The organism is Parviterribacter multiflagellatus, from assembly GCF_056863265.1.
Map to the genome: position 1 here is coordinate 169,513 of NZ_JBXPIZ010000001.1, position 24,993 is coordinate 194,505.

The 24,993-nt window shown below is 71.8% G+C and carries 18 protein-coding genes; 15 read left to right on the top strand and 3 right to left on the bottom strand.

The features are described from left to right. Positions 1 to 42: 42 nt before the first annotated feature. From AC1UE5_RS00815 to AC1UE5_RS00825, 3 genes are all read left to right on the top strand, one after another. Positions 43 to 723 (top strand): hypothetical protein, encoded by a 681-nt coding sequence (locus tag AC1UE5_RS00815; protein ID WP_482920157.1) that lies wholly within the window; start codon positions 43 to 45, stop codon positions 721 to 723. 43 nt (positions 724 to 766) lie between these two features. Next, complete coding sequence (locus AC1UE5_RS00820; RefSeq protein ID WP_482920158.1) at positions 767 to 1,681, top strand: SDR family oxidoreductase; 915 nt, start codon at positions 767 to 769, stop codon at positions 1,679 to 1,681. Positions 1,682 to 1,764: 83 nt separating this feature from the next. Then, positions 1,765 to 3,288, top strand: coding sequence for a hypothetical protein (locus AC1UE5_RS00825; RefSeq protein ID WP_482920159.1), 1,524 nt, complete (start codon positions 1,765 to 1,767; stop codon positions 3,286 to 3,288). On the opposite strand, the gene AC1UE5_RS00830 is transcribed toward AC1UE5_RS00825, so the two are convergent. Further along, positions 3,285 to 4,520 carry a 4-alpha-glucanotransferase gene (locus tag AC1UE5_RS00830; RefSeq protein WP_482920160.1) on the bottom strand — a complete coding sequence of 412 codons (1,236 nt, stop codon included), beginning with the start codon at positions 4,518 to 4,520 and terminating at the stop codon, positions 3,285 to 3,287. The two genes, AC1UE5_RS00825 and AC1UE5_RS00830, sit on opposite strands and share 4 nt — an antisense overlap. Positions 4,521 to 4,626: 106 nt before the next feature. Here AC1UE5_RS00830 and AC1UE5_RS00835 point away from each other — a divergent pair, with 106 nt between their 5' ends. From AC1UE5_RS00835 to glgB, 4 genes are read left to right on the top strand one after another with little or no spacing between them, the layout of a single operon-like run. Further along, positions 4,627 to 6,510 (top strand): alpha-1,4-glucan--maltose-1-phosphate maltosyltransferase, encoded by a 1,884-nt coding sequence (locus AC1UE5_RS00835; RefSeq protein WP_482920161.1) that lies wholly within the window; start codon positions 4,627 to 4,629, stop codon positions 6,508 to 6,510. Further along, entirely contained in the window at positions 6,507 to 8,213 is a 1,707-nt protein-coding gene (treS, locus tag AC1UE5_RS00840; RefSeq protein WP_482920162.1) for a maltose alpha-D-glucosyltransferase, read from the top strand. Before AC1UE5_RS00835 ends, treS begins: the two co-directional genes overlap by 4 nt. Further along, complete coding sequence (locus AC1UE5_RS00845; RefSeq protein WP_482920163.1) at positions 8,213 to 9,616, top strand: maltokinase N-terminal cap-like domain-containing protein; 1,404 nt, start codon at positions 8,213 to 8,215, stop codon at positions 9,614 to 9,616. The genes treS and AC1UE5_RS00845 overlap by 1 nt, the downstream gene beginning before the upstream one ends. Next, on the top strand, positions 9,613 to 11,784 hold the full coding sequence (gene glgB, locus AC1UE5_RS00850; protein WP_482920164.1) for a 1,4-alpha-glucan branching protein GlgB: 2,172 nt from the start codon (positions 9,613 to 9,615) through the stop codon (positions 11,782 to 11,784). Before AC1UE5_RS00845 ends, glgB begins: the two co-directional genes overlap by 4 nt. A gap of 137 nt (positions 11,785 to 11,921) precedes the next feature. On the opposite strand, the gene AC1UE5_RS00855 is transcribed toward glgB, so the two are convergent. Both AC1UE5_RS00855 and AC1UE5_RS00860 read right to left on the bottom strand, forming a co-directional pair. Then, positions 11,922 to 12,752 carry a hypothetical protein gene (locus AC1UE5_RS00855; protein WP_482920165.1) on the bottom strand — a complete coding sequence of 277 codons (831 nt, stop codon included), beginning with the start codon at positions 12,750 to 12,752 and terminating at the stop codon, positions 11,922 to 11,924. After that, positions 12,749 to 13,465, bottom strand: a complete 717-nt coding sequence (locus tag AC1UE5_RS00860; protein WP_482920166.1) for an HNH endonuclease — start codon at positions 13,463 to 13,465, stop codon at positions 12,749 to 12,751. The genes AC1UE5_RS00855 and AC1UE5_RS00860 overlap by 4 nt, the downstream gene beginning before the upstream one ends. Before the next feature lie 126 nt (positions 13,466 to 13,591). Between AC1UE5_RS00860 and AC1UE5_RS00865 the strand changes: the two genes are divergently transcribed. The 8 genes from AC1UE5_RS00865 (at position 13,592) to AC1UE5_RS00900 (ending at position 24,858) form a co-directional block, all read left to right on the top strand. Continuing rightward, positions 13,592 to 13,939: a helix-turn-helix domain-containing protein gene (locus AC1UE5_RS00865; RefSeq protein WP_482920167.1), complete on the top strand. Its 348-nt coding sequence runs from the start codon at positions 13,592 to 13,594 to the stop codon at positions 13,937 to 13,939. Further along, a complete protein-coding gene (locus tag AC1UE5_RS00870) occupies positions 13,936 to 14,517 on the top strand; it encodes a PIN domain-containing protein (protein ID WP_482920168.1) in 582 nt (193 codons plus the stop codon). Before AC1UE5_RS00865 ends, AC1UE5_RS00870 begins: the two co-directional genes overlap by 4 nt. A 47-nt stretch (positions 14,518 to 14,564) precedes the next feature. Further along, positions 14,565 to 16,286 carry a malto-oligosyltrehalose trehalohydrolase gene (treZ, locus tag AC1UE5_RS00875; protein ID WP_482920169.1) on the top strand — a complete coding sequence of 574 codons (1,722 nt, stop codon included), beginning with the start codon at positions 14,565 to 14,567 and terminating at the stop codon, positions 16,284 to 16,286. Further along, complete coding sequence (gene glgX, locus AC1UE5_RS00880; RefSeq protein WP_482920170.1) at positions 16,283 to 18,424, top strand: glycogen debranching protein GlgX; 2,142 nt, start codon at positions 16,283 to 16,285, stop codon at positions 18,422 to 18,424. Before treZ ends, glgX begins: the two co-directional genes overlap by 4 nt. Next, positions 18,421 to 20,430: a malto-oligosyltrehalose synthase gene (locus tag AC1UE5_RS00885; RefSeq protein WP_482920171.1), complete on the top strand. Its 2,010-nt coding sequence runs from the start codon at positions 18,421 to 18,423 to the stop codon at positions 20,428 to 20,430. Before glgX ends, AC1UE5_RS00885 begins: the two co-directional genes overlap by 4 nt. A 14-nt stretch (positions 20,431 to 20,444) precedes the next feature. After that, complete coding sequence (locus AC1UE5_RS00890; protein WP_482920172.1) at positions 20,445 to 21,650, top strand: glycosyltransferase family 4 protein; 1,206 nt, start codon at positions 20,445 to 20,447, stop codon at positions 21,648 to 21,650. Positions 21,651 to 21,758: 108 nt separating this feature from the next. After that, positions 21,759 to 23,282, top strand: a complete 1,524-nt coding sequence (locus AC1UE5_RS00895; RefSeq protein ID WP_482920173.1) for a S8 family peptidase — start codon at positions 21,759 to 21,761, stop codon at positions 23,280 to 23,282. Positions 23,283 to 23,361: 79 nt separating this feature from the next. Next, positions 23,362 to 24,858, top strand: coding sequence for an alpha/beta hydrolase (locus AC1UE5_RS00900; protein ID WP_482920174.1), 1,497 nt, complete (start codon positions 23,362 to 23,364; stop codon positions 24,856 to 24,858). Positions 24,859 to 24,993 lie beyond the last annotated feature (135 nt).

The following is a 24,993-nucleotide window of genomic DNA, read 5'->3' on the forward strand; positions in this document are numbered from 1 at the left end:
GGGCTCCGGAAAGCGGAGCAACGCCGTCTACCGTCGGCTGCCGTGCTTCGCCCGATCGTCGTCCTCACCGCCCTCGCCGCCGCGCTCCTCGCCGCCGCCGCCCCCGCCCACGCCACTCCGCCGCGCTCGGCTGAGGCGTTCGCTCGCGTGCTCGAGGAGGCCGACGCTCGCGTCACCAAGGCGTCGCGGGGGCTCGCGGCGCGCGTCAAGGTCAGCTTGGACCCGTGCGTCGAGACGCTCGCCAAGGGCGCCAAGGCGCTGCAGGACGAGGAGCAGGCCATCGACGTCATGGCGCTCTTCCTGCACGCCGCGTTCGAGGAGGCGGTGTTCAAGCCCATGCTGCCCGAGTACGCGCGGATCTCGCAGGAGCTCGACCGGATCCCGACGAACGACCCGGTCCTGCGGACCGGCCGGGCGGTGTGGCGCAAGTGGTACGACGCCCTGCTGCGCATCCAGCGCGTGCCGGACGCCTGCGCGCGGCTGGAGCAGTGGCGCCTCGCCGCCTTCGCACCCGCGGCGCGGCCGGACATCCCCAAGCTCGACGCGCTGGACCTCGTCCTGGAGGACACCGCCGGTGACGACGCGAAGGCAGCCCGCGGCGCCCGGCGTCTCCGCGCGCTCGGGATCAGCGCCCGCCGCGCGCGGCGCTTCGACGGCGAGCACATCTTCCTCGCGCTGGAGCGGGAGCTCGACAAGGTCGAGTTCGACGACCCCACGCGGTAACCGGGCAGAAAACGACCGGGTACGCACGTAGCGTCGCCCGCCGATGACGAACGACAGACCACTGGAGGGGCGCGTCGCCCTGGTCGCCGGCGCCACGCGGGGCGCCAGCCGCGGGATCGCGATCGAGCTCGGCGCCGCGGGCGCCACCGTCTACTGCACCGGCCGCACCACGCGCGAGGGCCGCTCGGAGTACGACCGGCCGGAGACGGTCGAGGAGACCGTCGAGCTGGTGAACCGCGCGGGCGGGACCGGCGTCGGCGTGCGCGCCGATCACCTCGACTCCGCGCAGGTCGCGGAGGTCGTCAAGCGGATCGACGGGGAGCACGGGCGGCTCGACGTGCTCGTCAACGGGCTCGGCGGCGAGGCGCTGGCGGACATCGAGTCGCCGCTGCACGAGGTCGACCTCGAGAAGGCGCAGCGCTTCCTGCGGATCGCGATCGACGCGCACCTGATCACCGCGCACCACGCGATCCCGCTGCTCACCCGCGAGCCGGGCGGGCTGCTCGTCGAGCTGACCGACGGCACCGCGGAGTACAACGCGACGAAGAAGCGCGGCTCGATCCCGTTCGACCTCGCGAAGACGGCGCTGACGCGGATGGCGTGGGCCGAGGCCGAGGAGCTGCGCGAGCACGGGGCCACCGCGGTCGCGCTCACGCCCGGCTGGCTGCGCAGCGAGATGATGCTCGAGATCTTCGGCGTCACCGAGGACAACTGGCAGGAGGCCCAGCAGCCGCACTTCGCGGTCATCTCCGAGTCGCCGCGCTACGTCGGACGCGCGGTCGTGGCGCTCGCGGCCGACCCCGAGCGCGGGCGCTGGAACGGCCAGTCGCTGTCGAGCGGCCAGCTCGCGCAGGTCTACGGCTTCACCGACCTCGACGGCTCGCAGCCTGACGCGTGGCGGTACCTCGTCGAGGTGCAGGACCCCGGCAAGCCGGCGGACGCGACCGGCTACCGCTGACGTCCCGGCGAACCTCCCGCGTCTTGCGGTCGGGGTTCGTTGTGTGGTGGGCTCGGGCTCCACCCATCTGAGAGGGGCCGCCCATGCGGGGCGCACGCATCATCGTCACCAATCGCTCGCGGCTGATGGCGAAGTACCGCAGCTCGTACTCCGAGGTCGACGACGCGATCAACGAGCTGGTGACGAAGAGCTCCCCGGCCGTGCCGACCGTCCTCATCCACCTCGACACCACCGAGGTGGTGCAGTGGGGCGGCACGCCGGTGAGCACGTGGAACAGCGAGTCGCAGGTCAAGGCCGCGATCGACGCGGTCTGGAACGGCATCCTCGCCGTCTGGTCGCCGCCGACGATGATGTTCCTGATGATCCTCGGCGGGCCCGACGTGGTGCCGCACCAGTCGCTCAACAACCCCGTCCACGACGATGACCGCAACGTGCCCAGCGATCTCCCGTACGCGTGCGCCGCGCCCTTCAGCGCCGATCCGGGCCAGTTCGTCGCGCCGAACCGCATGGTCGGCCGCCTCCCGGACGTGCCGGGCGACAAGGACGGGAACCGGTTCGCGACGCTGATCGACGCGGTCGCGGACTTCACGGCCGGGACGGCGGACGACTACGCGACGTACTTCGCGCTGGCCGCGCAGGCGTGGCGCGCGGAGGCGACGTGGACGGCCCAGATGGCGTTCGGCGACTCGTCGGCGGTCCACCTGTCCCCGCCCGAGGGGCCACGCTGGGCGCCGCCGACGTTCGCGCCGCTGTGCCACCTGTACCTGCTCCACGGGCCGCCGAACGGCACGACGTGGAAGGGGGAGGACTTCAACGGCAAGCAGCCGGACGCGATCACGACGTCGGCGATCGACGGCCACGTCGACGCCGGGACGATCGTCGCGTCCCAAGCGTGCTTCTCGGGGCAGCTCTGGGCGTCGGGCGACCTCAAGAAGATGAGCTTCGCGAACACGTACCTGCTGTCGGGGGCGGCGATGTACGCGGGCGCGACCAACAACAGCTACGGCCCGCAGGACAACAGCCCGCCGCTGATCCCGCACTACTGCGACGCGCTGGGCTCGGCCATGCTGTTCTGGATCCGCCAGGGCTACCCGCTCGGGCAGGCGTTCGCGTGGTCGCGCTTCTGGTTCCTGCACACCGATCACGTCGACCTGGATCCGATCGCCCTCAAGAGCCTGGCGCAGTACGTGATGTTCGGCGACCCGGCGCTGATCGCGGTCGGGACGCCGATCACCGACGCCGAGCTGGCCGCCGCTCACCGCCGGATGCAGCTCACCGCCGCGTTCGCGGATCGGATCGCGACCACGCCGGAGGAGATCCCCGACGCGGTCCGCCTGCCCGCGGTCGACACGGCGCTGCGCGACGAGGCCCGGCGGCGCGGGCTGCCCGAGCCGTACCGCGTCGTCAGCTACCGCTCGGTGTGGCGGGGCGACGACGACCTCCGGCCCGTCGCCGGCGACCTCCCGCGCTTCCACCTGCTGCACGTCGACCGGTTCCCGGACGCCCCCGACCGCACGCCGGTCGTGCTGGTCGCGCGGGAGGAGCGCGGGGAGATCGTGTCGGTGCGAGCGGTGCAGCAGCGCGGAGGACGGCGCGAGCAGCGCTAGCCCGCCCGGCGTCCCGCGGCCTCGGTCGCGCGTCGCAGCCGCGCGGCGAGGCCGTCGGTCAGCGCGCCGGGCTCCATCTGCCACTCCCACGCGCCCTGGCCCTCGGAGCCGGGGAGGTTCATGCGGCCCTCGGAGCCGAGCCCTAGGACGTCCTGCATCTGCAGCATGGCCAGCGACGCGCGCGACGCGAAGCAGAGGCGGATGAGCGACCACCACGGCTCGTCCTCGCGCACGCCGTGCGCGTCGACGTCCGCGTCGACCGCCGCGCGCTCGGCGTCGCCCAGCCCGTCGTACCAGCCGCGGATCGTGTCGTGGTCGTGCGTGCCGGTGTACGCGACGCTGCGCTCCACGTGCCGCTCGACCTTGTGCGGCGACGACGGGTCGTCGGGGTCGTAGCCGAACTGCAGCACGACCATCCCCGGCAGCCCGAGCGCGTCGCGCAGCCTGGTCACCGGCGGCGTGATGACCCCGAGGTCCTCGGCGATGAAGGGCAGCGCGCCCCCGAGCTGCCGCGCGGCCGCGTCGAACGGCGCCCGCCCCGGCCCGCGTCGCCACGTCCCGCCGCGGGCGTCCTCGTCGCCCTCCGGCACCGCCCAGTACGCGACGAAGCCGCGGAAGTGGTCGATGCGCGCCAGGTCGACCTGCGCGAACACGCGGCGGAACCGCTCGACCCACCAGCGGTAGCCGCGCCGCTGCAGCGCCGGCCAGTCGTAGAGCGGGTTCCCCCACAGCTGGCCGGCCGCCGTGAACTTGTCAGGCGGCGCGCCCGAGACGATCCCCGACACGAACAGCTCGGGGTGCGCGACGTGGTCGGCGCTGCCCGGCGCGACGTAGATCGGGATGTCGCCGATGAGCTTGACGCCCTTCGACGCGGCGTACTCGCGCAGCGCCCGCCACTCGCGGTCGAACCGCACCTGGTCCGCGATCGCGCCCTCGCCGGCGTAAGCCGCCCAGTCGTCGATCCAGAACGCCTCGCGCTCGCGGAACGCGCGCTCCTCGGACGGCTCCACCCGCGCGTCCGGGTCCGCGAGAAGTTCACGCGATGCGGCGAAGGCCGAGTGAGCCTTGTAGGGCGACCGGTGCTCGTCCGGCGGGCCCAGCGGCAGCGTCTGCCACCAGGTCTGGCCGGCCGCGGCTAGCCAGTCGACGAACGCGTGCGCCTCGGGCCCCAGGCGGCCGGAGGGCAGCGAGGTGGGATGGAGCTGTATACCGCTGGATCTGGAGATGTTCACGTGAAGTGCGTTACGACCGAGAGCGAACCGGCAACAGGGAAGCGGAGTGCCCGACACGACCAGTAGCCAACCCCCGGCCCGGATTCGCATCGAGAACCCGTGGCCGATGATCGACTGCGGCCGCTTCCCCGCGAAGCGGATCGTGGGCGACATCGTCGAGGTCTCGGCGGACGTCTGGAGCGACGGCCACGACCTCGTGCGCACCGAGCTCCTCGCGCGCCCGACCGGCGAGACCACGTGGACGCGGACGGAGATGCGTCGCATCGACCAGCACGTGGACGGGGACCGCTGGGCGGGCTCCTTCCCGGTCACGAGCATCGGGAGGTGGCAGTACACGATCGAGGCGTGGGTCGACCCCTTCGCGACGTGGTCCGACGAGCTGGCCCGCAAGGTCGCCGCCGGCCAGGAGGACCTGCAGTCCGAGCTGCTGGAGGGCGCGCAGCACCTGGAGAAGGCGCTCCCGCGCATCACCGACGCGAAGGACAGGCGCATCGTCGAGAACGCGCTCGAGACGCTCCAGAGCGACAGCGCGACGCTCGCACAGAGGGAGGCCGCGGCGCTCGACCCGCAGCTCGGCGGCGCGGTCCGCCGCCACCCGGACCGCACGGGCTCCGCGACGCTGACCGAGCCGCTGGAGCTGATCGTCGACCGCGAGCGCGCGCTGTTCGGCTCCTGGTACGAGCTGTTCCCGCGCTCGTTCGGCGGCCTGAAGGGCGTCACCGAGCAGCTCCCGCGGCTCAAGGAGCTGGGCTTCGACGTCATCTACCTGCCGCCGATCCACCCGATCGGCCACCGCAACCGCAAGGGCAAGAACAACGCCCTGGTGGCCGGTCCCGAGGATCCGGGCTCGCCGTGGGCGATCGGCGCGGAGACCGGCGGCCACGACGCGATCCACCCCGAGCTGGGGACGATCGAGGACTTCGACGCGCTGACGGCGAGGGCCAAGGAGCTCGACCTCGACATCGCGCTCGACTTCGCCGTCCAGTGCTCTGCCGACCACCCGTGGCTGACCGAGCACCCGGAGTGGTTCAACCGCCGCCCCGACGGGACGCTCAAGTACGCCGAGAACCCGCCCAAGCGCTACCAGGACATCTACAACGTCAACTGGGACAGCGAGGACTGGCAGGGCCTCTGGAACGCGCTCTACGACGTGATGCGGTACTGGGTCGACCACGGCGTCAAGGTCTTCCGCGTCGACAACCCGCACACCAAGCCGTGGCCGTTCTGGGAGTGGCTGCTGGCGAAGATCACCAAGGACGACCCGGACGTGATCTTCCTCAGCGAGGCCTTCACCCGGCGGGCCCGGCAGGTCGGGCTCGCGAAGGCCGGCTTCAGCCAGTCCTACACGTACTTCACGTGGAAGAACTCGCGCTGGGAGCTGGAGCAGTTCATGGGCGAGCTGCTCGAGCCGGTCGCGCGCGAGACGATGCGGCCGAACCTCTTCGCCAACACGCCGGACATCCTCCACGAGTACCTCCAGCACGGCGGCCCTAGCGCGTTCGCCGCGCGGCTCGTGCTGGCCGCCACGCTGAGCCCGACGTACGGCATCTACTCCGGCTACGAGAACTTCGAGAACGTGCCCGTGCGGCCCGGCTCGGAGGAGTACCTGGACTCCGAGAAGTACGAGGCCAAGCACCGCACGCTCGACGGGCCGCTGCTGCCGTTCATCCAGACGATCAACGAGATCCGGCGGGCCAACCCGGCGCTGCAGCAGCTCACCGACATCACGTTCCTCGACACCCAGAGCGACGGGCTGATCGCGTACTGCAAGCGCGCCCGCGGCAACACGGTGATCGTCGTCGTCAACCTCGACCCGCACCACGCGCAGGAGGGCTCCGTCCACGTGCCCGACCACCTCGGTCTCCCGGTCGCCTTCATGGCCCACGACCTGATCAGCGACGAGCGCTACGGCTGGCACCTCGGCGGCAACTACGTCCGGCTCGAGCCGCCGTACCGGCAGGCGCACGTGCTGAGGATCGAGGGCCCGTGAGCGCCGACGCCGAGCGCGCGGCCGCGGCCGACCAGCAGCAGCCCGGGCACTGGTTCGAGGCTGCGCCCCAGTGGTTCAAGACCGCGGTCTTCTACGAGATCCACCTGCGGGGCTTCTTCGACGGCAACGGGGACGGGAGCGGCGACTTCCGCGGCCTGACCGAGAAGCTCGACTACCTGCAGTGGCTGGGCGTCGACTGCATCTGGCTGCTGCCGATGTACCGCTCGCCGCTGCGCGACGGCGGCTACGACGTCGCCGACTACGAGAAGGTCCACGAGGACTACGGGACGATCGAGGACGTCCGCGCGTTCATCGACGCCGCCCACCAGCGCGGGCTGCGGGTCATCGCGGACTTCGTCATGAACCACACGTCGTCGGACCACGCGTGGTTCCAGCGCGCCCGCCACGCGCCGAAGGGCTCACCGGAGCGCGACTGGTACGTCTGGTCGGACACGGTGCACCGGTGGGAGGAGGCGCGGATCATCTTCACCGACACCGAGCCCTCCAACTGGACGTGGGACGAGGTCGCCCAGCAGTACTACTGGCACCGGTTCTTCAGCCACCAGCCGGACCTCAACTTCGACAACCCCGAGGTCCAGCAGGCGATGCTGGACGGGCTGCGGTTCTGGCTCGACCTCGGCCTGGACGGGTTCCGCCTCGACGCCGTGCCCTACCTGTACGAGCGGGACGGGACGAACGGCGAGAACCTGCCCGAGACGCACGAGTTCCTCAAGAAGGTCCGCAAGACCGTGGACGAGGAGTACCCCGACCGGGTGCTGCTCGCGGAGGCCAACCAGTGGCCGTCGGACGTCGTCGAGTACTTCGGCGACGGCGACGAGTGCCACATGGCCTTCCACTTCCCGATCATGCCGCGCATGTTCATGTCGGTCCGCCGCGAGGAGGCGACGCCGATGCTGGACATCCTGCGCCAGACGCCGCACATCCCCCCGAACTGCCAGTGGGGCCTGTTCCTGCGCAACCACGACGAGCTGACGCTCGAGATGGTCACCGACGAGGAGCGCGACTACATGTACGCGGAGTACGCCAAGGACCCGCGCATGAAGCTCAACGTCGGCATCCGGCGCCGGCTCGCGCCGCTGCTCGACGACGACCGCGACACGCTCGAGCTGATGCACGCGATGCTCTTCAGCCTCCGCGGTTCGCCGGTCCTCTACTACGGGGACGAGATCGGCATGGGCGACAACGTCTACCTCGGCGACCGCGACGGCGTGCGGACCCCGATGCAGTGGACGGGCGACCGCAACGGCGGGTTCTCGCGCGCGGACTTCGCGCAGCTCTACCTGCCGCCGCTGATGGACCCGGTCTACGGCTACCAGGCCAAGAACGTCGAGGCGCAGCTGCGCACCCCGACGTCGCTGCTGCGCTGGATGCAGCGGCTGATCGCGCTCCGCAAGCAGCACCCGGTCTTCGGCCTCGGCTCGTTTCAGGCGCTGGTGCCGGAGAACCGCAAGATCTTCGCCCACATCCGCGAGTACGGCGACGACATCGCGCTGTGCGTGCACAACCTCGCGGCGTCCGCGCAGGCGGTCGAGCTCGACCTGTCGTGGTACGAGGGCCGGCATCCCGTCGAGATGTTCGGGCGGACGCGGTTCCCCCGGATCGGTCAGCTCCCGTACCTGCTGACGCTCGCGCCGCGCGGCTTCTACTGGTTCCTGCTGGAGAAGGGGGAGGGGGAGGACTGATGGCCGCCGTCGACCTCATCGATCCCGAGGCGCTCCAGGGCTGGCTGGTCCAGCAGCGGTGGTTCGCGTCGAAGTCCCGCGAGGTCGCCGCGCTCCGTGTGCTGGAGGCCGCGCCCCTGGACACCGAGCCCGAGCCGCAGATGGTGCTGGCGATCGTCGAGGTCGCGTTCGGGCCGGGGACGCACGAGCTGTACCACCTGCCGCTCGGCCTGCGCCACGTGGATGAGGGGTGGTCGGAGGGCGTCGTCTGCGTCGCGGGCGACCGGACGGTGTACGACGCGATGGTCGACCCGGTCTGCGCGCGGCGGCTCGTCGCGGCGCTGCGGCAGGAGAAGCGCATCGAGCGGGAGGGGAGCTCGGGCGACGAGGCGTGGGCGTTCCACAGCGTCGCCGGGCTGCCGCCGGACGACGGGCTCGACCCGGTGCGGCCGATGGGCGTCGAGCAGTCCAACTCGTCGACGGTGTTCGCCGAGGAGCTCGTGCTGAAGGTCTACCGGCGCATCGAGCCGGGGCCGAACCCCGAGCTCGAGCTGCTCCAGTTCCTCACCGAGCACGGCTTCGAGCACATCGCGCGGTTGCGGGCGTGGTACGAGCACACCGGCCGGCTGGTCGACGCGACGCTCGGGCTGATGCAGGAGTTCCTGCCCGGCGCGGGCGACGGGTGGGACCTCGTCCTCGACGCGTTCGGGTCCGACGACCGGGGCGAGACGTTCCTCGGCCAGCTCGCGGACCTGGGTCGCGTGACCGCGCAGATGCACTCGACGCTTGGCTCCGACGCGTCCGACCCGGCGTTCGCGCCCGAGGAGCCGTCGATGGAGGCGATCTCGCTGCTCATGGCGACGATCGACGAGGACATCGAGAACATCTTCCGCGACCTGCCCGAGACCGAGGCCACCGCGCCGATCGTCGGCCGCGGGCTGGAGGTCCGCGACCAGCTCAAGGCGCTCGCCCACGCCGGCGCGGGCGGGATGGTCACGCGCACCCACGGCGACTACCACCTCGGCCAGTGCCTGCTGACGCGGCGCGGCTGGGTGATCCTCGACTTCGAGGGCGAGCCGGCGCGGCCGCTCCCCGAGCGGCGCCAGAAGCGCTCGCCGCTGCGCGACGTGGCCGGGATGCTGCGCTCGTTCGCCTACGCGGCGTCGGCGACCGAGCTGCAACGCGGGGTGCAGGCGCCGGAGGACTGGGAAGAACGAGCGCGAGGGGCGTTCCTCGACGCGTACCTGGCCGAGGTCGACACGCGGCTGCTCCCGGCGGGTACGTCGAACACCGAGCGGATGCTCGCGATCTTCGAGCTGGAGAAGGCGGTGTACGAGCTGCGGTACGAGCTGAACAACCGCCCGGACTGGGTCCGCATCCCTGTCGCGGGCATCGTCAGGCTGCTGGAGGCGGAGGTCGGATGAGCGACGTCGAGCGCCTCGTCGCGCGCGACCACCCGTCGCCGCACTCGTACCTCGGCGCGCACCAGAACGGCGACGGCGTCGTCGTGCGCGTGTTCCGCCCGGGCGCCTCGCGCGTGGCCGTCTACGTGGACGGCAGCGAGGCCGCCTCCCTGGAGCGCGTCCACCCCGACGGCGTCTTCGAGGGCACGCTGAGCGGCGCGTCGCTGCCGCTGTCGTACGGGCTGGAGGTCGCGTACCCGGACGGCGGGACCTTCCCCGTCGACGACCCGTACCGCTTCGCGCCGACGATCGGCGAGCTCGACCTCCACCTGGCCGGCGAGGGGCGTCACGAGGAGCTCTGGCAGACGCTCGGCGCGCACGTGCGCGAGATCGACGGGGTGCCGGGGACGTCGTTCTCGGTGTGGGCCCCCAGCGCGCGGTCCGTGAGCGTCGTCGGAGACTTCAACGAGTGGGACGGACGGCTGCACCCGATGCGCTCGATGGGCGCGTCGGGGATCTGGGAGCTGTTCGTGCCCCACGTCGAGGAGGGCCAGCGGTACAAGTTCGAGATCCGCACGCAGGAGGGGCTGCTCCAGCTCCGCGCGGACCCGATGGCGTTCCGCACCGAGGTGCCGCCGGAGACGGCGTCGGTGGTGAACCGCTCGACGTACGAGTGGGGCGACGACGCGTGGCTGGAGCGGCGGCGGACCGAGCCGCCGTGGAACGAGCCGATGAGCGTCTACGAGGTGCACCTGGGCTCATGGCGGCGCGATCCCGCCGATCCGGAGCGGTGGCTGTCGTACGGCGAGTTGGCCGAGCAGCTGGCGGACTACTGCGAGGACCTGGGCTTCACGCACGTCGAGCTGATGCCGGTGATGGCGCACCCGTTCCCGGGCTCCTGGGGCTACCAGGTGACCGGCTACTACGCGCCCACGCCGCGGCACGGCGACCCGGACGACTTCAAGCGGTTCGTCGACGTGCTGCACCAGCGGGGCATCGGCGTGCTGCTGGACTGGGTGCCCGCGCACTTCCCGCGCGACGAGTTCGCGCTGGCGCGGTTCGACGGGACGGCGCTGTACGAGCACGCGGACCCGCGCCAGGGCGCCCATCCCGACTGGGGGACGCTCGTCTTCAACTTCGGCCGCAACGAGGTGCGCAACTTCCTGCTGGCCAACGCGCTGTTCTGGGCGCGGGAGTACCACGCGGACGGCATCCGGGTCGACGCGGTCGCGTCGATGCTCTACCTCGACTACTCCCGCAAGGAGGGCGAGTGGATCCCGAACGTGCACGGCGGGCGGGAGAACCTCGAGGCGGTCGCGTTCCTCAAGGAGATGAACGAGACGCTCCACGCCGCCGAGCCGGGGATCGTGAGCGTCGCGGAGGAGTCCACGGCGTGGCCGGGCGTGTCGAAGCCGACCTACGTGGGCGGCCTCGGGTTCGGGTTCAAGTGGAACATGGGCTGGATGCACGACACGCTGGCGTACTTCCAGAACGACCCGGTCCATCGGAAGTACCACCACCACCAGCTGACGTTCAGCCTCGTCTACGCGTTCACGGAGAACTTCACGCTGCCGCTGTCGCACGACGAGGTGGTGCACGGGAAGGGCTCGCTGCTCGGCAAGATGCCGGGCGACAAGTGGCAGAAGCTGGCGAACCTGCGGGCGCTGTACGGCTTCATGTGGGCGCACCCGGGCAAGAAGCTGCTGTTCCAGGGCGGGGAGTTCGCGCAGGAGCAGGAGTGGAAGTTCGACCAGTCGCTGGACTGGCACCTGCTCGAGGACGACGGCCACCTCGGCGTCCAGAAGCTCATCCGCGACCTCAACCGCGTCTACCGCTCGTCGCCGGCGCTCTACGCGCTGGACTTCGACCCCGAGGGCTTCTACTGGATCGAGCCCAACGACGCCGACCAGAACGTCTTCGCCTTCGCCCGCCAGGGCAAGGACGGCGACCCGGTGACGGTGATCGTGATGAACCTCTCGCCGGTCGCCCGCCACGGCTACCGTCTCGGCCTCCCGCGCCCGGGCCGCTGGGTCGAGCAGCTCAACACCGACGACCTCGCCTACGGGGGCTCCGGCGTCACCAACCCCGCCGGCGTCACCACCGACGACATCGTCTGGCACAACCAGCAGCAGTCCGCCGAGATCACCATCCCGCCGCTCGGCGTCGTCTACCTCACGCCGGCCGGGTAGGCGCCCGGCCCTACCGTCATCCGCCGCGTCCTCCCGTGTGACGCGGCGGAGCGGGCCGCCGCCCACCGACCACACCGTCAACTGCGGCGCACACGACAGCGGTGCGGACGCGCGAGGCACGTCGAGCCCTTCAGCCGCTACTTGCGTCGTTTCTTGGACTTCCCCCGGTTCTTCTTGCGCTGCTTCGCGACCTTGCGTGGTGGCGGCGGAGGCGCCTCGCGCGTGCGAGCGGACGCGGGAAGAAGCACGTCCTCGATCTTCGCGGCCTCGGCGTCGGGCGGCCGCAACCCGATGTCGAAGACCGCAGGATCACCTTCCCGGGGAGTCACAGCGTGTACCACGTACGCCGGAATATCGCGTCGGATTATCCCAAGCGCGACATCGCGTCCGAGGACTTCTGTGGATGCCGAGTGCTCAATCCGCATGACGCCGCCATCGTTGAGCTGCTGCAGCGCTTCCGGGCTGGTAACGGTAAGGCGTGCGTCCCGCCAAGTCACAGACTGCTGGCCGGTGGAAATGAGGCGAGCAACGTATGCAATGTGAGCGATGTCGCTCGCGTTGAGGGTCTCGGGCAAGTCGAAGGCGACGCCGGCTCGTGCCTCGATGGTAACTAGATCCTGCAAGAGGGCGAGGAGCGCTCGGCCTTCCGGGGGCATACAACCAGCAGGCACCGTGACGCGCACCGGCGGACGCTTCGATCTGCCGATGTCCGTGACGACGAGTTCGCCGCCACGGTCGACCATCTCTAGGAACTCCATGGCGCGTAACCGTTCGTTGACCGACGCCTTGGCGGACACGGGCTTGAAGTTGAACCTGATCTCCCCGCCGGAGCCGTCCACCCACCGGGCAAGCGCCGTGACTCTCAGCCCAGCGCGCTCGCCGATAAGAGCACGGTCCCACCCATCCGGCGGTGTCTCTGACGGCTTTAGGCGCACACCGAGAGAGGCGGAGGCGTCTCCGTGCGTCATGCGCATTCGAGCGCGCCACTCCGGCGGCGGCTTCGGCCGTCCCCAGGCTCGATCCGGACGGTCGCGGGCTGCTGCCTCCCGATGTCGGCCGCGAACAGCGGCGGCATCCGACGAGCAGTCTCATTGGCCGGCCCGCCAGTCGGACCCGTGGTGGCGAGATACACGAAATGGTCAACGGACTGGCTCAGGAAGACCGCTGAGTCCGAGATTTGCGACAACGCGGAGTGGAGCCGGGTCGCGTGGCGTCCCGTGGCCCGTTCGAACGACATCTCCAATGTGGAGGCCGCTTCACGTAGGAGCTCGACCGCGCGCGGTCGTCCAGCCGCGGCACCCTCACGGAGAATGGTCGCAGCCCGTTCGACCTGCCGGTCCTCGCCCACCTTCGCGGCGGTGGTTCGGATCTCGGGCGCCCGGTCGCGTGCTCGCTGGAGCAGTTTCGACACGCCGAGAGTGTTCGGGGGTGGTTTCGCGCCTTTGCCACCGTTGCACTGGCGGCAACTGCACGCCATGTTCTCGAGCGCATCGAGGTCGTAGTCGCTGTCCAGGCTGTGCATCCCGAACGTCTCGTTCCGAAGGGTCGCATTGGCCTCGTCCGCCAGTGACTTCGGGATGAGATGGTCGACCTCCATCTCGTTGAAGAACAGGGGTCTCCCGCACCAGACGCATTTCCTGCCCCAGGCTTCAAAGATCGCGAGACGAACGAGGTCGTCCACACGGTCCGGCATGACTGACTGGGAATATCGCGTCTCCCAGCCGGCTGAGACTCAGTGAGGGATCGTCAAGACGACGACCAGCGGTCGATGTGCAGGTAGGGCAGGTTGGTGGTAGCGTAGGGTCCGATGAGGACCCTGCGCATCACCCGTGAGACGCGGCGGGAGGACCTCGCGCGGATCGCGAAGGAGATCGACGAGGTCATCCGGCACGGCGAGATCGCCACGGTGACGATCACGGCGCCGAACGAGCTGCTCTCGCCGGCTGAGGTGGGGCAGCGGCTCGGGTTCTCTCGTCAGCACGTCAGGCGGCTGATCGACGGCGGCGAGTTGGCGGCGCGGAAGCTGGAGGGCTCCTCGTACTGGAAGGTCCCGCTCTCCGAGGTGCTCGCGTTCGAGGAGCGTCGCGGCGGGGCGCGGGAACGTGCGGATGCGCATTCCCGCTCGCTGGACGACCTCGGCGCTCCGGCGGAGTGAGCGGCAAGGCCGCGGGGCTGCCGCGCGCCGTCCTCGACACGAACGTCATCTACTCGCGCGTCCTCCACGAGCTGTTCGGACGCGTCGCGAGTGAAGGCCGGCTCCTGGACCTCGTGTGGAGCGACGAGCTGCTCGTTGAGGCCCAGCGTGTCCTCCAGGAGCGCAAGCCGATGCCCGAAGCGGCGGCGCGGCGGTGGGTCGGCTTGCTCCGCGAGGCGTTCCCGGGCGGACGCGTCGATCCGGCCCGCATGGGTCACGACCTCGCGTCGCTCACGGTCGATCCGGATGACGAGTTCGTGTGCGCGCTGGCCCTCGCGGCCGCACCCGCCTACCTCGTCACCTTCGACCGCGGCTACCTGGCGGAAACGCTCTCGTCCCACGGGGTCGTGGTGGTGCATCCGGACGCGTGGCTCGTCGCGGCGATCGACGGCGAGCCCGAGGTCTTCGAGGAGTTGCTCCCCGCGCAGGCTCGTGCCTGGGCCGGAGGGCGAGGCGTGCACGAGCTGATCGACGCGTTCGAGCGTGCCGGTGCGCGCATCTTCGCCGCGCGAGCGCGTGCGCTCTTCGGGAACCACTAGACCGCAAGGGCGTGTAGCGCGGCGGGCGTGTGGGAAGCTCGCTCGACGTGATCGATGGTGACGAGCTTCCGTGGGAGAAGCCTCTCGGGGTGCGGCCGCTGGCGGACGGGCGGCTGGAGGTGCGGGTGTGGGCGCCGCGGGCCGAGCAGGGCGTGGCGATCCGCGTCAACGGCGAGGACCACCCGCTGCAGCACTGCGGGGAGGGCGTGTACGAGTGCTGGGTCCCCGGGACCGAGGGGGACGACTACGAGCTCGTCGTGGACGGCACAGCGTGGCCCGATCCGCACAGCCGGTGGCAGCCGGAGGGCATCCGGGGACCGTCGCGCGTGTACGACGCGCTCGCGGGCGTGCCGGGGCCGGGGATCGACCTCGAGCACGCCGTGCTGTACGAGCTGCACGTCGGGATGTTCACGCCGGAGGGGACGTTCGACGCCGCGATCCCGCACCTCGCGCACCTGAAGGACCTCGGCGTCACGGCCGTCGAGGTCATGCCGATCGCCGAGTTCCCGGGCCGGCACGGCTGGGGCTACGACGGCGTCTACCTGAGCGCCGCGCACAGCGCGTACGGTGGCCCGCACGCGTTCAAGCGGTTCGTGGACGCCGCGCACGACGTCGGGCTCGGCGTGATCCTCGACGTCGTCTACAACCACGTCGGCGCGTCGGGCGTCAAGGCGCTCACGGCGTTCGGCCCCTACTTCACCGACAAGCACGAGACGTTCTGGGGCAAGGCGATCAACTACGACGACGCCGACTCGGGCGCCGTGCGCGAGTGGGCGATCCAGTCCGCGACGTACTGGATCTCGAAGATGGGCGTGGACGGGCTGCGGCTCGACGCCATCCACGCGATCGAGGACTCGTCCGCGATCCACATCCTCACCGAGCTCGCGGCCCGCGTCCACGTCGCCAACGAGCGCGCGGTCGTCATCGCCGAGTCAGCGCTCAACGACCCGAAGGTCATCCGGCCGACGCAGTACGGCGGCTACGGCTGCGACGGGCAGTGGGCCGACGACTTCCACCACGCGCTGCGGACGCTCCTCACCGGCGAGCACGAGGGCTACTACGAGGAGTACGGCACCGTCGCCCAGCTCGCCAAGGCCTACCGGCGGCCCTTCGTCTTCGACGGCACCTACTCGCCCGCGCGCCGGCGCCGCTACGGCGCCCCGGCCGGCGACCGCCCACCCCGCCAGTTCGTCGTCTTCACGCAGAACCACGACCACGTCGGCAACCGCGCGTTCGGCGATCGCCTGCCGCGCGAGGTCCAGCCGCTCGCCGCGTTCGCCGTCCTCCTGTCACCGTTCACCCCCATGCTGTTCCAGGGAGAGGAGCACGGCGAGCGGGCGCCGTTCCAGTTCTTCAGCGACCACATCGACCCGAAGATCGCGACCGCGACCCGCGAGGGGCGCCGGCGCGAGTTCGCCGCGTTCGCGTCCTTCGCCGGCGAGGAGGTCCCCGACCCGCAGGATCCCGCGACGTTCGAGCGCTCCAAGCTCACGCGCACCGAGGACCCTGAGATCGCCCAGCTCTACCGGCGCCTGCTCGAGGCGCGCCGGCAGCTCGGTCACGCCGAGACCGAGGAGACGCCGTTCGACGAGGAGGCGCGCTGGTTGCGCGTCCGGCGCGGCGGGCACGATCTGGCGATGAACTTCGCCGAGACCGAGCAGCGCGTCCCCGTGACCGGCACCGAGCTCGTCCTCGCCACGCACGACGGCGTCACCGTGCAGGACGGCCACGCGGTGCTCCCGGCGCGCTCCGGCGCGCTCGTCCGATGAGCCGCGAGCGCTGGCCGGGACGCCCGTTCCCCCTCGGACCGCACTGGGACGGCGACGGCACCAACTTCAGCCTCTTCTCCATCAACGCGACGAAGGTCGAGCTGTGCCTGTTCGACGAGGACGGCACCGAGGAGCGCATCGAGGTCACCGAGCAGACCGCCCACAACTGGCACGTCTACCTGCCCGGCGTCGGCCCCGGCACGCGCTACGGCTACCGCGTCCACGGGACGTACGACCCGGCCACCGGTCACCGCTTCAACCCGGCCAAGCTCCTCATCGATCCCTACGCCAAGGCGATCGACGGCGGCATCGACTGGGATGCGGCCAACGTGCTCCCGTACGTCCCGCCGTCTCCGGGGGAGGGCGCGAGCGACGACGCCGACCGCGAGATCGACGACGAGGACAGCGCGCCCGCGATGCCCAAGTCGATCGTCATCGACGAGCGGTTCGACTGGGAGGGCGACACGCCGCCGAACCGCCCGTGGAGCGAGACGGTCATCTACGAGACGCACGTCAAGGGCTTCACGATGCAGCACGAGGGCGTGCGCGAGGACCTGCGCGGCACGTACGCGGGGCTGGCGTCCGACGCCGCGATCGAGCACCTCGTCTCGCTCGGCGTCACCGCGGTCGAGCTGCTGCCCGTCCACCACATCGCCGACGAGCACTTCCTCCACGAGAAGGGCCTGAGCAACTACTGGGGCTACTCGTCGATCGGCTACTTCGCGCCGCACAGCGCCTACAGCGCGAGCGGCACGCGCGGCGAGCAGGTCCGCGAGTTCAAGGGCATGGTCAAGGCCCTGCACCGGGCGGGCATCGAGGTGATCCTCGACGTGGTCTACAACCACACCGCGGAGGGCAACCACCTCGGCCCGATGCTCTCCTTCAAGGGCGTCGACAACCGCACGTACTACCGCCTCGTCCCCGACGACGCGCACCACTACATGGACTACACGGGCACGGGCAACACGCTCGACGCCCGCCAGCCGAGCGTGCTGCGGCTGATCATGGACTCGCTGCGGTACTGGGCGGTCGAGTGCCACGTCGACGGCTTCCGCTTCGACCTCGCGTCCGCGCTCGCCCGCGAGCTGTACGACGTCGACCGGCTCTCCGCCTTCTTCGACACGATCCACCAGGACCCGGTGCTGTCGCAGGTCAAGCTGATCGCCGAGCCGTGGGACGTCGGCCCGGGCGGCTACCAGGTCGGCAACTTCCCGGTGCTGTGGACCGAGTGGAACGGCATGTACCGCGACGTCGTGCGCGACTTCTGGCGCGGCCAGGCGTCGGTGGCGGAGTTCGCGTCGCGCTTCACCGGCTCGTCCGACCTGTACGAGGCCGACGGCCGCACGCCGTTCGCGTCGATCAACTTCGTCACCGCCCATGACGGCTTCACGCTGCGCGACCTCGTCTCGTACAACGAGAAGCACAACGAGGCCAACCAGGAGGACAACCGCGACGGGACCGACGACAACCGGTCGTGGAACTGCGGCGCCGAGGGCGACACGGACGACCACAACATCCTCACGCTCCGCGCCCGCCAGCAGCGCAACTTCCTCGCCACGCTCTTCCTGTCGCTCGGCACTCCGATGCTGCTGGGCGGCGACGAGATGGGCCGCTCGCAGGGCGGCAACAACAACGCGTGGTGCCAGGACACGGAGATCTCCTGGTTCGACTGGGAGGACCGCGAGCGCCACGAGGACATCCTCGGGTTCACCAAGCGGCTGATCGCGCTGCGCCAGCAGCACCCCGCGTTCCGCCGCACGAAGTTCTTCAGCGGCGAGCCCGACGAGGAGTCCGGTCTGCCCGACGTGTGGTGGTTCCGCCCCGACGGGCGCCGCATGACGACGCCGGACTGGACGCGGCCGGACGCGCACGTGCTCGGCGTCTTCCTCAACGGCGACCACTTCGCGGAGACCGACGAGCGCGGCCGCCCGATCACCGACGACTCGTTCCTGCTGCTGCTCAACGCGCACCACGAGGACGTCGAGTTCCAGCTGCCCGGCACGCGGTTCGGCGCCCGCTGGGTGGTCGAGCTGACGACCGCCGACCGGGAGGAGCGGATGCGCGGCAAGGAGCAGGTGGCCGGGGGTCCGGTCGCCGTCATGTCGCGCTCTCTGCTACTCCTGCGCAGGGTCGAATGAGCGAGCTGCGTTGCACGTATCGGCTTCAGCTCGGGCCCGGGCTGGGGTTCGACGAGGCGAGGGCGCTGGTGCCCTACCTGGCGTCCCTGGGCGTCTCGCACCTGTACCTGCCGCCGTCCTTCCAGGCGCGGACGGGCTCGACGCACGGCTACGACGTCGTCGATCCGACGCGCATCTCGGAGGAGCTCGGCGGCGAGGAGGCGTTCCGCGCGCTCGTCGCCGCGGCGCGCGAGGCCGGGCTGGGGATCATCCTCGACATCGTCCCGAACCACATGGCGACGGACGAGCGCAACGCGTACTGGAGCGACCCGGACCGGCGCGCGAAGTTCTTCGACCTCGACCCGGACTGGCGGGAGGGCGACCCGGGCCCGGGCTACCGCCGCTTCTTCGACATCGACCACCTCGCGGGCGTCCGGCAGGAGGACCCCGGGGTCTTCGAGGAGACGCACCGGCTGGCGCTTCAGCTCGTCCGCGAGGGGCTCGTCGACGGACTGCGGATCGACCACCCGGACGGGATGGCGGACCCGGCGGGCTACCTGCGGCGGCTCCACGAAGCGGGCGTCGAGAACGTCTGGGTGGAGAAGATCCTCGACCCCGGCGAGCACCTGCGCGCGGACTGGCCGGTGAGCGGCACCGTCGGCTACGAGTTCCTCAACGACGTGGCGGCGCTGTTCGTCGACCGGCGCGGCGAGGACACGCTCACCGCGCTGCACGCGTCGATGACCGGCGACGGGCGCGAGTTCGGGGAGGTCGCGTTCGAGGCCAAGCTCGAGCAGGCCACGACGACGTTCGCGGCGGAGGTCGCGCGGCTGCGGCGGATCGCCGACCACCCCGGCCTCGAGCGCGCGCTGGCGTCGCTCCCCGTCTACCGGACCTACGACGGCGGGGCGTCGGACGAGGACCGCGAGATCCTCGACGAGGCCGGCCTCGGCGGGCTGTTCGACGGCAAGCCGGCGGAGTGGGTCACCCGCTTCCAGCAGACGACGCCGCCGGTGATGGCCAAGGGCGTCGAGGACACCGCGTTCTACCGCCACGTGCGGCTGCTCGCGCTCAACGACGTGGGCGGCGACCCGGGACGGTTCGGCATCAGCGTCGGGGAGTTCCACGAGGCGAACCTGGAGCGCCAGCGGCGGTTCCCCGAGAACCTGCTCGTCACCCAGACGCACGACACGAAGCGCTCGGGCGACGTGCGGGCGCGGATCGGCGCGCTGGCCGGGATGGCCGACGCGTGGGCGCAGCGCGTGCGGGGCTGGTGCGAGATCACCGACCCGCTGCGGACCGACGGCGCGCCCGACGACCAGGAGCGGCTGCTGATCTTCCAGACGCTGCTCGGCGCCTGGCCGATCTCCGCGGCGCGGCTGGAGGGCTACCTGGAGAAGGCGCTGCGCGAGGCCAAGCGCAACACGACCTGGGTCGAGCAGGACGTCGAGTACGAGGACAGCGTCAAGCGCTTCGCGACCGCGCTGCTCACGCACCCGGACTTCCTGGAGGACTTCGTTCCGTTCGCCGAGCGGGTCGCGGAGCTGGGGCACCGCAGCGCGATGGGCCAGCTGCTGCTCAAGCTCACGGTCCCGGGCGTGCCCGACCTGTATCAGGGCGACGAGCTGGTCTCGCTCTCGCTGGTCGACCCGGACAACCGCCGCGCGGTCGACTGGGGCCGGCGCCAGGCGCTGCTGGAGCGCGTGATGCGCGGCGCCGAGGTGCCGCCGCCCGTCGACATCGACGCCGGCGAGACGTCGACCGAGGCCGAGAAGGACCTCGAGAAGCTGACGCTGGTCGTGCGCGCGCTGCGGCTGCGGCGCGAGCGGCCGGGCTCGTTCGCGGGCGCCTACACGCCGCTGGACGCCGGCCCGTACGTGTGCGCGTTCCTGCGCGGCGAGGACGTCTGCGCGATCGCCGTGATGCGCCGCGAGGGGCTCGACGCCGAGGTCGAGATCCCGTGGCTGGGCCGCGTGCGCGTGGGCGACCTGACGGGTGGGCGCTCGTACGCGCTCCTGGCCCGCTAGGGTCTCTCCCCGCAGTGGGGCCGCGCGTCCTCGTCTTGTCCTGGGAGTTCCCGCCGATCGTGGAAGGGGGACTCGCGCGGCACGTCCGCAAGCTCACCCAAGAGCTCGGGCGCGCCGGCGCCGACGTCCACGTGCTCACGCGCGGCGGCGACCACGCTCCCGCGGAGGAGGAGCGCCACGGGGTGACGGTCCACCGCGTGCGCGAGCCGTCCTTCCCGCGCGACGACCTCGACGCGTTCCTCGCTTGGATCGAGCAGATGAACACGGACATGCTCGCGGCCGCCGACGCGCTGCTGGAGCGCACGCGGTTCGACCTGGTCCACTCGCACGACTGGCTCGTCGCGGGCGCGGCCGAGCGGCTCGCCGAGCGCCTGCGGGTGCCGTGGGTCGTCACCGTCCACGCGACCGAGCACGGGCGCCACCAGGGCTGGGTCGACAAGCACCCGCAGTCGCACATCCACGGCGTCGAGCGGCGGATGGTGCATCGGGCCGACCGCGTCATCGCGTGCTCGGAGTTCATGCGCGGGCACATCACCGAGGCGTTCGGCCTGCCGGGCGAGCGCGTGACGGTGATCCCCAACGGCATCGACCCGCGCGACCTCCACACGCCGCACGACCTGGACGAGCTGCGGGCGCGGTACGCGGCGCCGGGCGAGAAGCTCGTGCTGCTGGCCGGGCGGCTCGTGTACGAGAAGGGCTTCCAGGTCGCGCTCGAGGCGCTGGGGAACCGGCGGTCGGGTGTGCTGCGGCGGGTGCCGAACGTGCGCTACCTCGTGGCCGGCACCGGCACGCACGAGGAGGAGCTGAAGGCGCAGGCGCGCCGGCTGCGGATCGTGCGGCGCGGGACGTTCGCCGGCTGGCTGGGCGACGACACGCTCCACGGGCTGTACCGGATCGCCGACCTGTGCGTGATCCCGTCGCTGTACGAGCCGTTCGGGCTCGTCGCGCTGGAGGCGATGGCGTCCGGCTGCCCCTGCGTGGTCGCGGACACCGGCGGGCTGCGCGAGGTCGTGCCGGGCGACGTCGGGATGCGGTTCCGCTCCCGCGACGCCGCGGCGCTGGCGACGGTGATGGAGCGGGTGCTGACCGACTCCGCGCTGCGCTCCCGGCTCGTCGAGGAGGGGCGCGCGCACGTGCTGCGCTTCGACTGGGCCGACGTGGCCGCGCGCACCGCGAAGCTGTACGGCGAGACGCTCCCGCGCAGCGCGACGCGCGTGTAGCGCCGCCCGCTCCCGGACCGGTCACCGCCGCGAACCTCCCACCGCCGCGGACCTTCCGCGGGTACCGGCGCGCGCTCCGGTGGGCCGTGGTTGGGTACGTCGTCGATCGTGCGGATCGTTGCGACCCTCGTGTTGTCGTGCGCCGTCCTCGCGATGGCCCCGGGGACGGCGGCCGGCGAGGACGTCATCGTGCGCTACAAGCCGGGCGCCTCGCCCGTCGAGCGCGTGGCGGCGTTCGCGGGCGCGGGCGTGCTCCCGCGCGGCGGGCTGATCGACGGGACGTTCCAGGTCGTGTCCGGCGCCGGGCCGGGGCTCGTGCAGCGCCTGCTCCGCCAGCCGGCGGTGCTCTACGCCGAGCCCGACCGGCGCGTGCGGGCGCACACGGTGCCGAACGACGCGCTGTTCGGGCGGCAGTGGGCGCACGGGCGGATCGGGTCGCCTGCAGCGTGGGACGTGACGACCGGCGCGCCGTCCGTGGTCGTGGGGGTGATCGACTCGGGCGCCGACCTCGGGCACTCCGACCTCGCGCCGAACCTGTGGCGCAACCCGCGCGAGGTCCCCGGCAACGGGATCGACGACGATGCCAACGGCTACCTCGACGACGTGCACGGGTTCGACTTCCGCGACATCGACCCGACGCCGCAGGACGCCGATGGGCACGGCTCCCACGTCGCCGGCGTCATCGCCGCGCACGGCAACGACGGCGCGGGCGTGGCCGGGGTCGCGTGGGGCGCGGCGCTCATGCCCCTGCGGGTGCTCGGGGCCGGCGGCGAGGGGCGGCTGAGCGACGCGCTGGCGGCGTACGGGTACGCGATCGCGTCGGGCGCGCGGATCGTCAACGTGTCCTGGGGCGGGCTGGACGGGACGCGGGCCGAGCGCGACCTCATCGCCGCGCACCCCGACGTGCTGTTCGTGGCGTCGTCGGGCAACGAGGGCGTGGACCTCGAGCAGCGGCCGATGTACCCGTGCTCCTACGACCTCCCCAACCTCGTCTGCGTCGGCGCGTCCGACCAGCACGACGCGTGGGCGACCTTCTCGAACCGGGGCGCGCGGACGGTCGACCTCGCGGCGCCGGGCGTCGGCGTCGTGAGCGCGGTGCCAGGCGGGTGGGCCGAGCACGACGGGACCTCGATGGCCGCCCCGCACGTGTCGGGCGCGGCGGCGCTGCTGCTCGCACGGCAGCCGGGGTTGAGCGGTGCGCAGCTGCGGGCCGCGCTGCTGTCGGCGGCGGCGCCGGCGCCCGGCCTGCGCGGCCTGACGGTGAGCGGCGGACGCCTCGACGTCGCGCGGGCGCTGGGCGTGGCGGCGCCGCCTCCGGGGACGGCGCTGGGCGAGGACGGGCTGGACGTGGCGCCGCCGCGGGTGCGGATCGTCGGGCTGTCGCGGCGCGGCGGCGCGGTGCGCGCGCGGGTCCGCTGCTCGGAGGGCTGCCGGCTGGCCGTGTCGCTGGTGGTGCGGCGCGGTGGGCGGCGGGTGACGGTCGTGCGCCGCCGGGCGTCGCGGGCGGGGGCGGGGACCTCGGTGGTGCGGCTGCCGCTGCGCGGGCGGTCGCGCGGGTCGGTGTCGGTGGTGGCGGAGGCGGTCGACCGGGCGGGGAACGTCGGTGACGCCGTCCGGCGGCTGCGGCTCTGACGCGCGCCGCGGGGCGCCATCGCCGGGACGCCCTCGCGCCCCTCGCGCGCGGCCCAGCCGAGGAGTAGGTTGCCGCGCAATGCTGCTGTCCCGCCTGCTGCCGGCGACGCTCGTCGCCGCGCTCCTCGCCGTGCCTGCCGTCGCCGAGGCCCGCGACGTCACGATCCCCTCGTTCGACGGCACGCCGATCGTCGCGCACTGGTTCCCGCAGCCGACGCTCGCCGCCGGCGCGAAGGCCCCGACCGTCCTGATGGGCCCGGGTTGGGGCTCGCCCGGGGAGAGCAACCCCGCGTCGCCGCGCATCAAGCCGCTCCACGACGCGGGCTACAACGTCCTCACGTGGGACCCGCGCGGGTTCGGCCAGTCCGGCGGCGTGGTGAACATCGACAGCGCCGAGTTCGAGGGGCGCGACGCGCAGAAGCTGCTCGACTTCGTGGCGGCGCAGCCGGAGGCGCAGGTCGACGCACCCGGCGATCCGCGGGTCGGGATGTCCGGCGGGTCGTACGGCGGCGGCATCCAGTTCGTGCTCGCCGCGATCGACAAGCGTGTGGACGCGATCGTCCCGAACATCGCGTGGAACTCGCTCCGCACGTCGCTGTACAAGAGCGGCCTCGTCAAGCTCGGCTGGTCGGGCCGGCTCTACCAGGTGGCGGCGTCGCGGCCGCTGGACCCGCACATCAAGGCGGCGTTCGACCAGGGCACCGCGACCGGCTCGCTCACGCCCGAGAGCATCAGCTGGTTCGCCGCGCGCGGGCCGGGGGAGGAGCTGGTCTCGAAGATCACCGTCCCGACGCTGATCCAGCAGGGGACCGTCGACACGCTCTTCACGCTCGACGAGGCGGTCGCGAACTACGGCATCCTGCGCGCGAAGGGCGTGCCGGTGTCGATGCTGTGGTTCTGCGGCGGGCACGGCGTGTGCCTCACCGACCCGGGCGACGAGCGGCGCGTGCTGCGCTCGACGATCGCGTGGCTCGACCGGTACGTGAAGCGCGACACGACGGTGCAGACCGGCGCGCGGTTCGACTGGATCGACCAGAACGGCAAGCGGTTCACCGCCCCCGACTACCCCGTCGCGACGACGAGCGGCGTGCTTGGCGGGAGCGGCCGGGGCCGGCTGCGGCTGGTGAAGTCCGGCGGTGCCGGGCCGGTCGAGGTGCCCAAGGACGCCGACGTGGTGGCGCAGCTGTCGGGCGCGATCACGCCGGGGCGGGCGAAGAACGCGGTGAACGTGAAGGTCCGCGCGCGGCGCACGGTGACCGTCGTGGGCGCGCCGCGGCTGACGCTCACTTACCGCGGCCGGGCGACCGGGGCCAAGCGGCCCGAGCGCGTCTTCGCGCAGCTCGTCGACGACAAGACCGGCCACGTCCTCGGCAACCAGATCACGCCGATCCGCGTGACCCTCGACGGCAAGCGCCGGACGGTCAGCGCGCCGCTCGAGACGGTCGCGCACTCGCTCCCGCGGGGCGGGTCGGTGACGCTGCAGCTCGTCGCGACGACGGTGGCCTACGCCGAGCCGCGTCTGGGCGGCAGCGTGACCTTCGACCGCGTCCGCGTCGCGCTTCCCACGCGGACCTAGCGCACGGTTACGGAGCGTCTCACCCTCTGGTCGAGGGTGAGGCGCTCCACGGCAGGTGATGGTCCCACGGACGTCCGGCGCGGCGACCGCACCATCACCCCGACGCGCGCGCTCGCTGTAACGCCGGTCAACTCC

What these genes read in the sequence shown, in the direction of transcription:
- AC1UE5_RS00820 (WP_482920158.1), top strand. Translation starts at nt 767, where the DNA reads ATGACGAACGACAGACCACTGGAGGGGCGCGTCGCCCTGGTCGCCGGC.
- AC1UE5_RS00825 (WP_482920159.1), top strand. Translation starts at nt 1,765, where the DNA reads ATGCGGGGCGCACGCATCATCGTCACCAATCGCTCGCGGCTGATGGCG.
- AC1UE5_RS00835 (WP_482920161.1), top strand. Translation starts at nt 4,627, where the DNA reads ATGATCGACTGCGGCCGCTTCCCCGCGAAGCGGATCGTGGGCGACATC.
- AC1UE5_RS00845 (WP_482920163.1), top strand. Translation starts at nt 8,213, where the DNA reads ATGGCCGCCGTCGACCTCATCGATCCCGAGGCGCTCCAGGGCTGGCTG.
- glgB (WP_482920164.1), top strand. Translation starts at nt 9,613, where the DNA reads ATGAGCGACGTCGAGCGCCTCGTCGCGCGCGACCACCCGTCGCCGCAC.
- AC1UE5_RS00855 (WP_482920165.1), bottom strand. Translation starts at nt 12,752, where the DNA reads ATGACGCACGGAGACGCCTCCGCCTCTCTCGGTGTGCGCCTAAAGCCG.
- AC1UE5_RS00865 (WP_482920167.1), top strand. Translation starts at nt 13,592, where the DNA reads ATGAGGACCCTGCGCATCACCCGTGAGACGCGGCGGGAGGACCTCGCG.
- glgX (WP_482920170.1), top strand. Translation starts at nt 16,283, where the DNA reads ATGAGCCGCGAGCGCTGGCCGGGACGCCCGTTCCCCCTCGGACCGCAC.
- AC1UE5_RS00885 (WP_482920171.1), top strand. Translation starts at nt 18,421, where the DNA reads ATGAGCGAGCTGCGTTGCACGTATCGGCTTCAGCTCGGGCCCGGGCTG.
- AC1UE5_RS00900 (WP_482920174.1), top strand. Translation starts at nt 23,362, where the DNA reads ATGCTGCTGTCCCGCCTGCTGCCGGCGACGCTCGTCGCCGCGCTCCTC.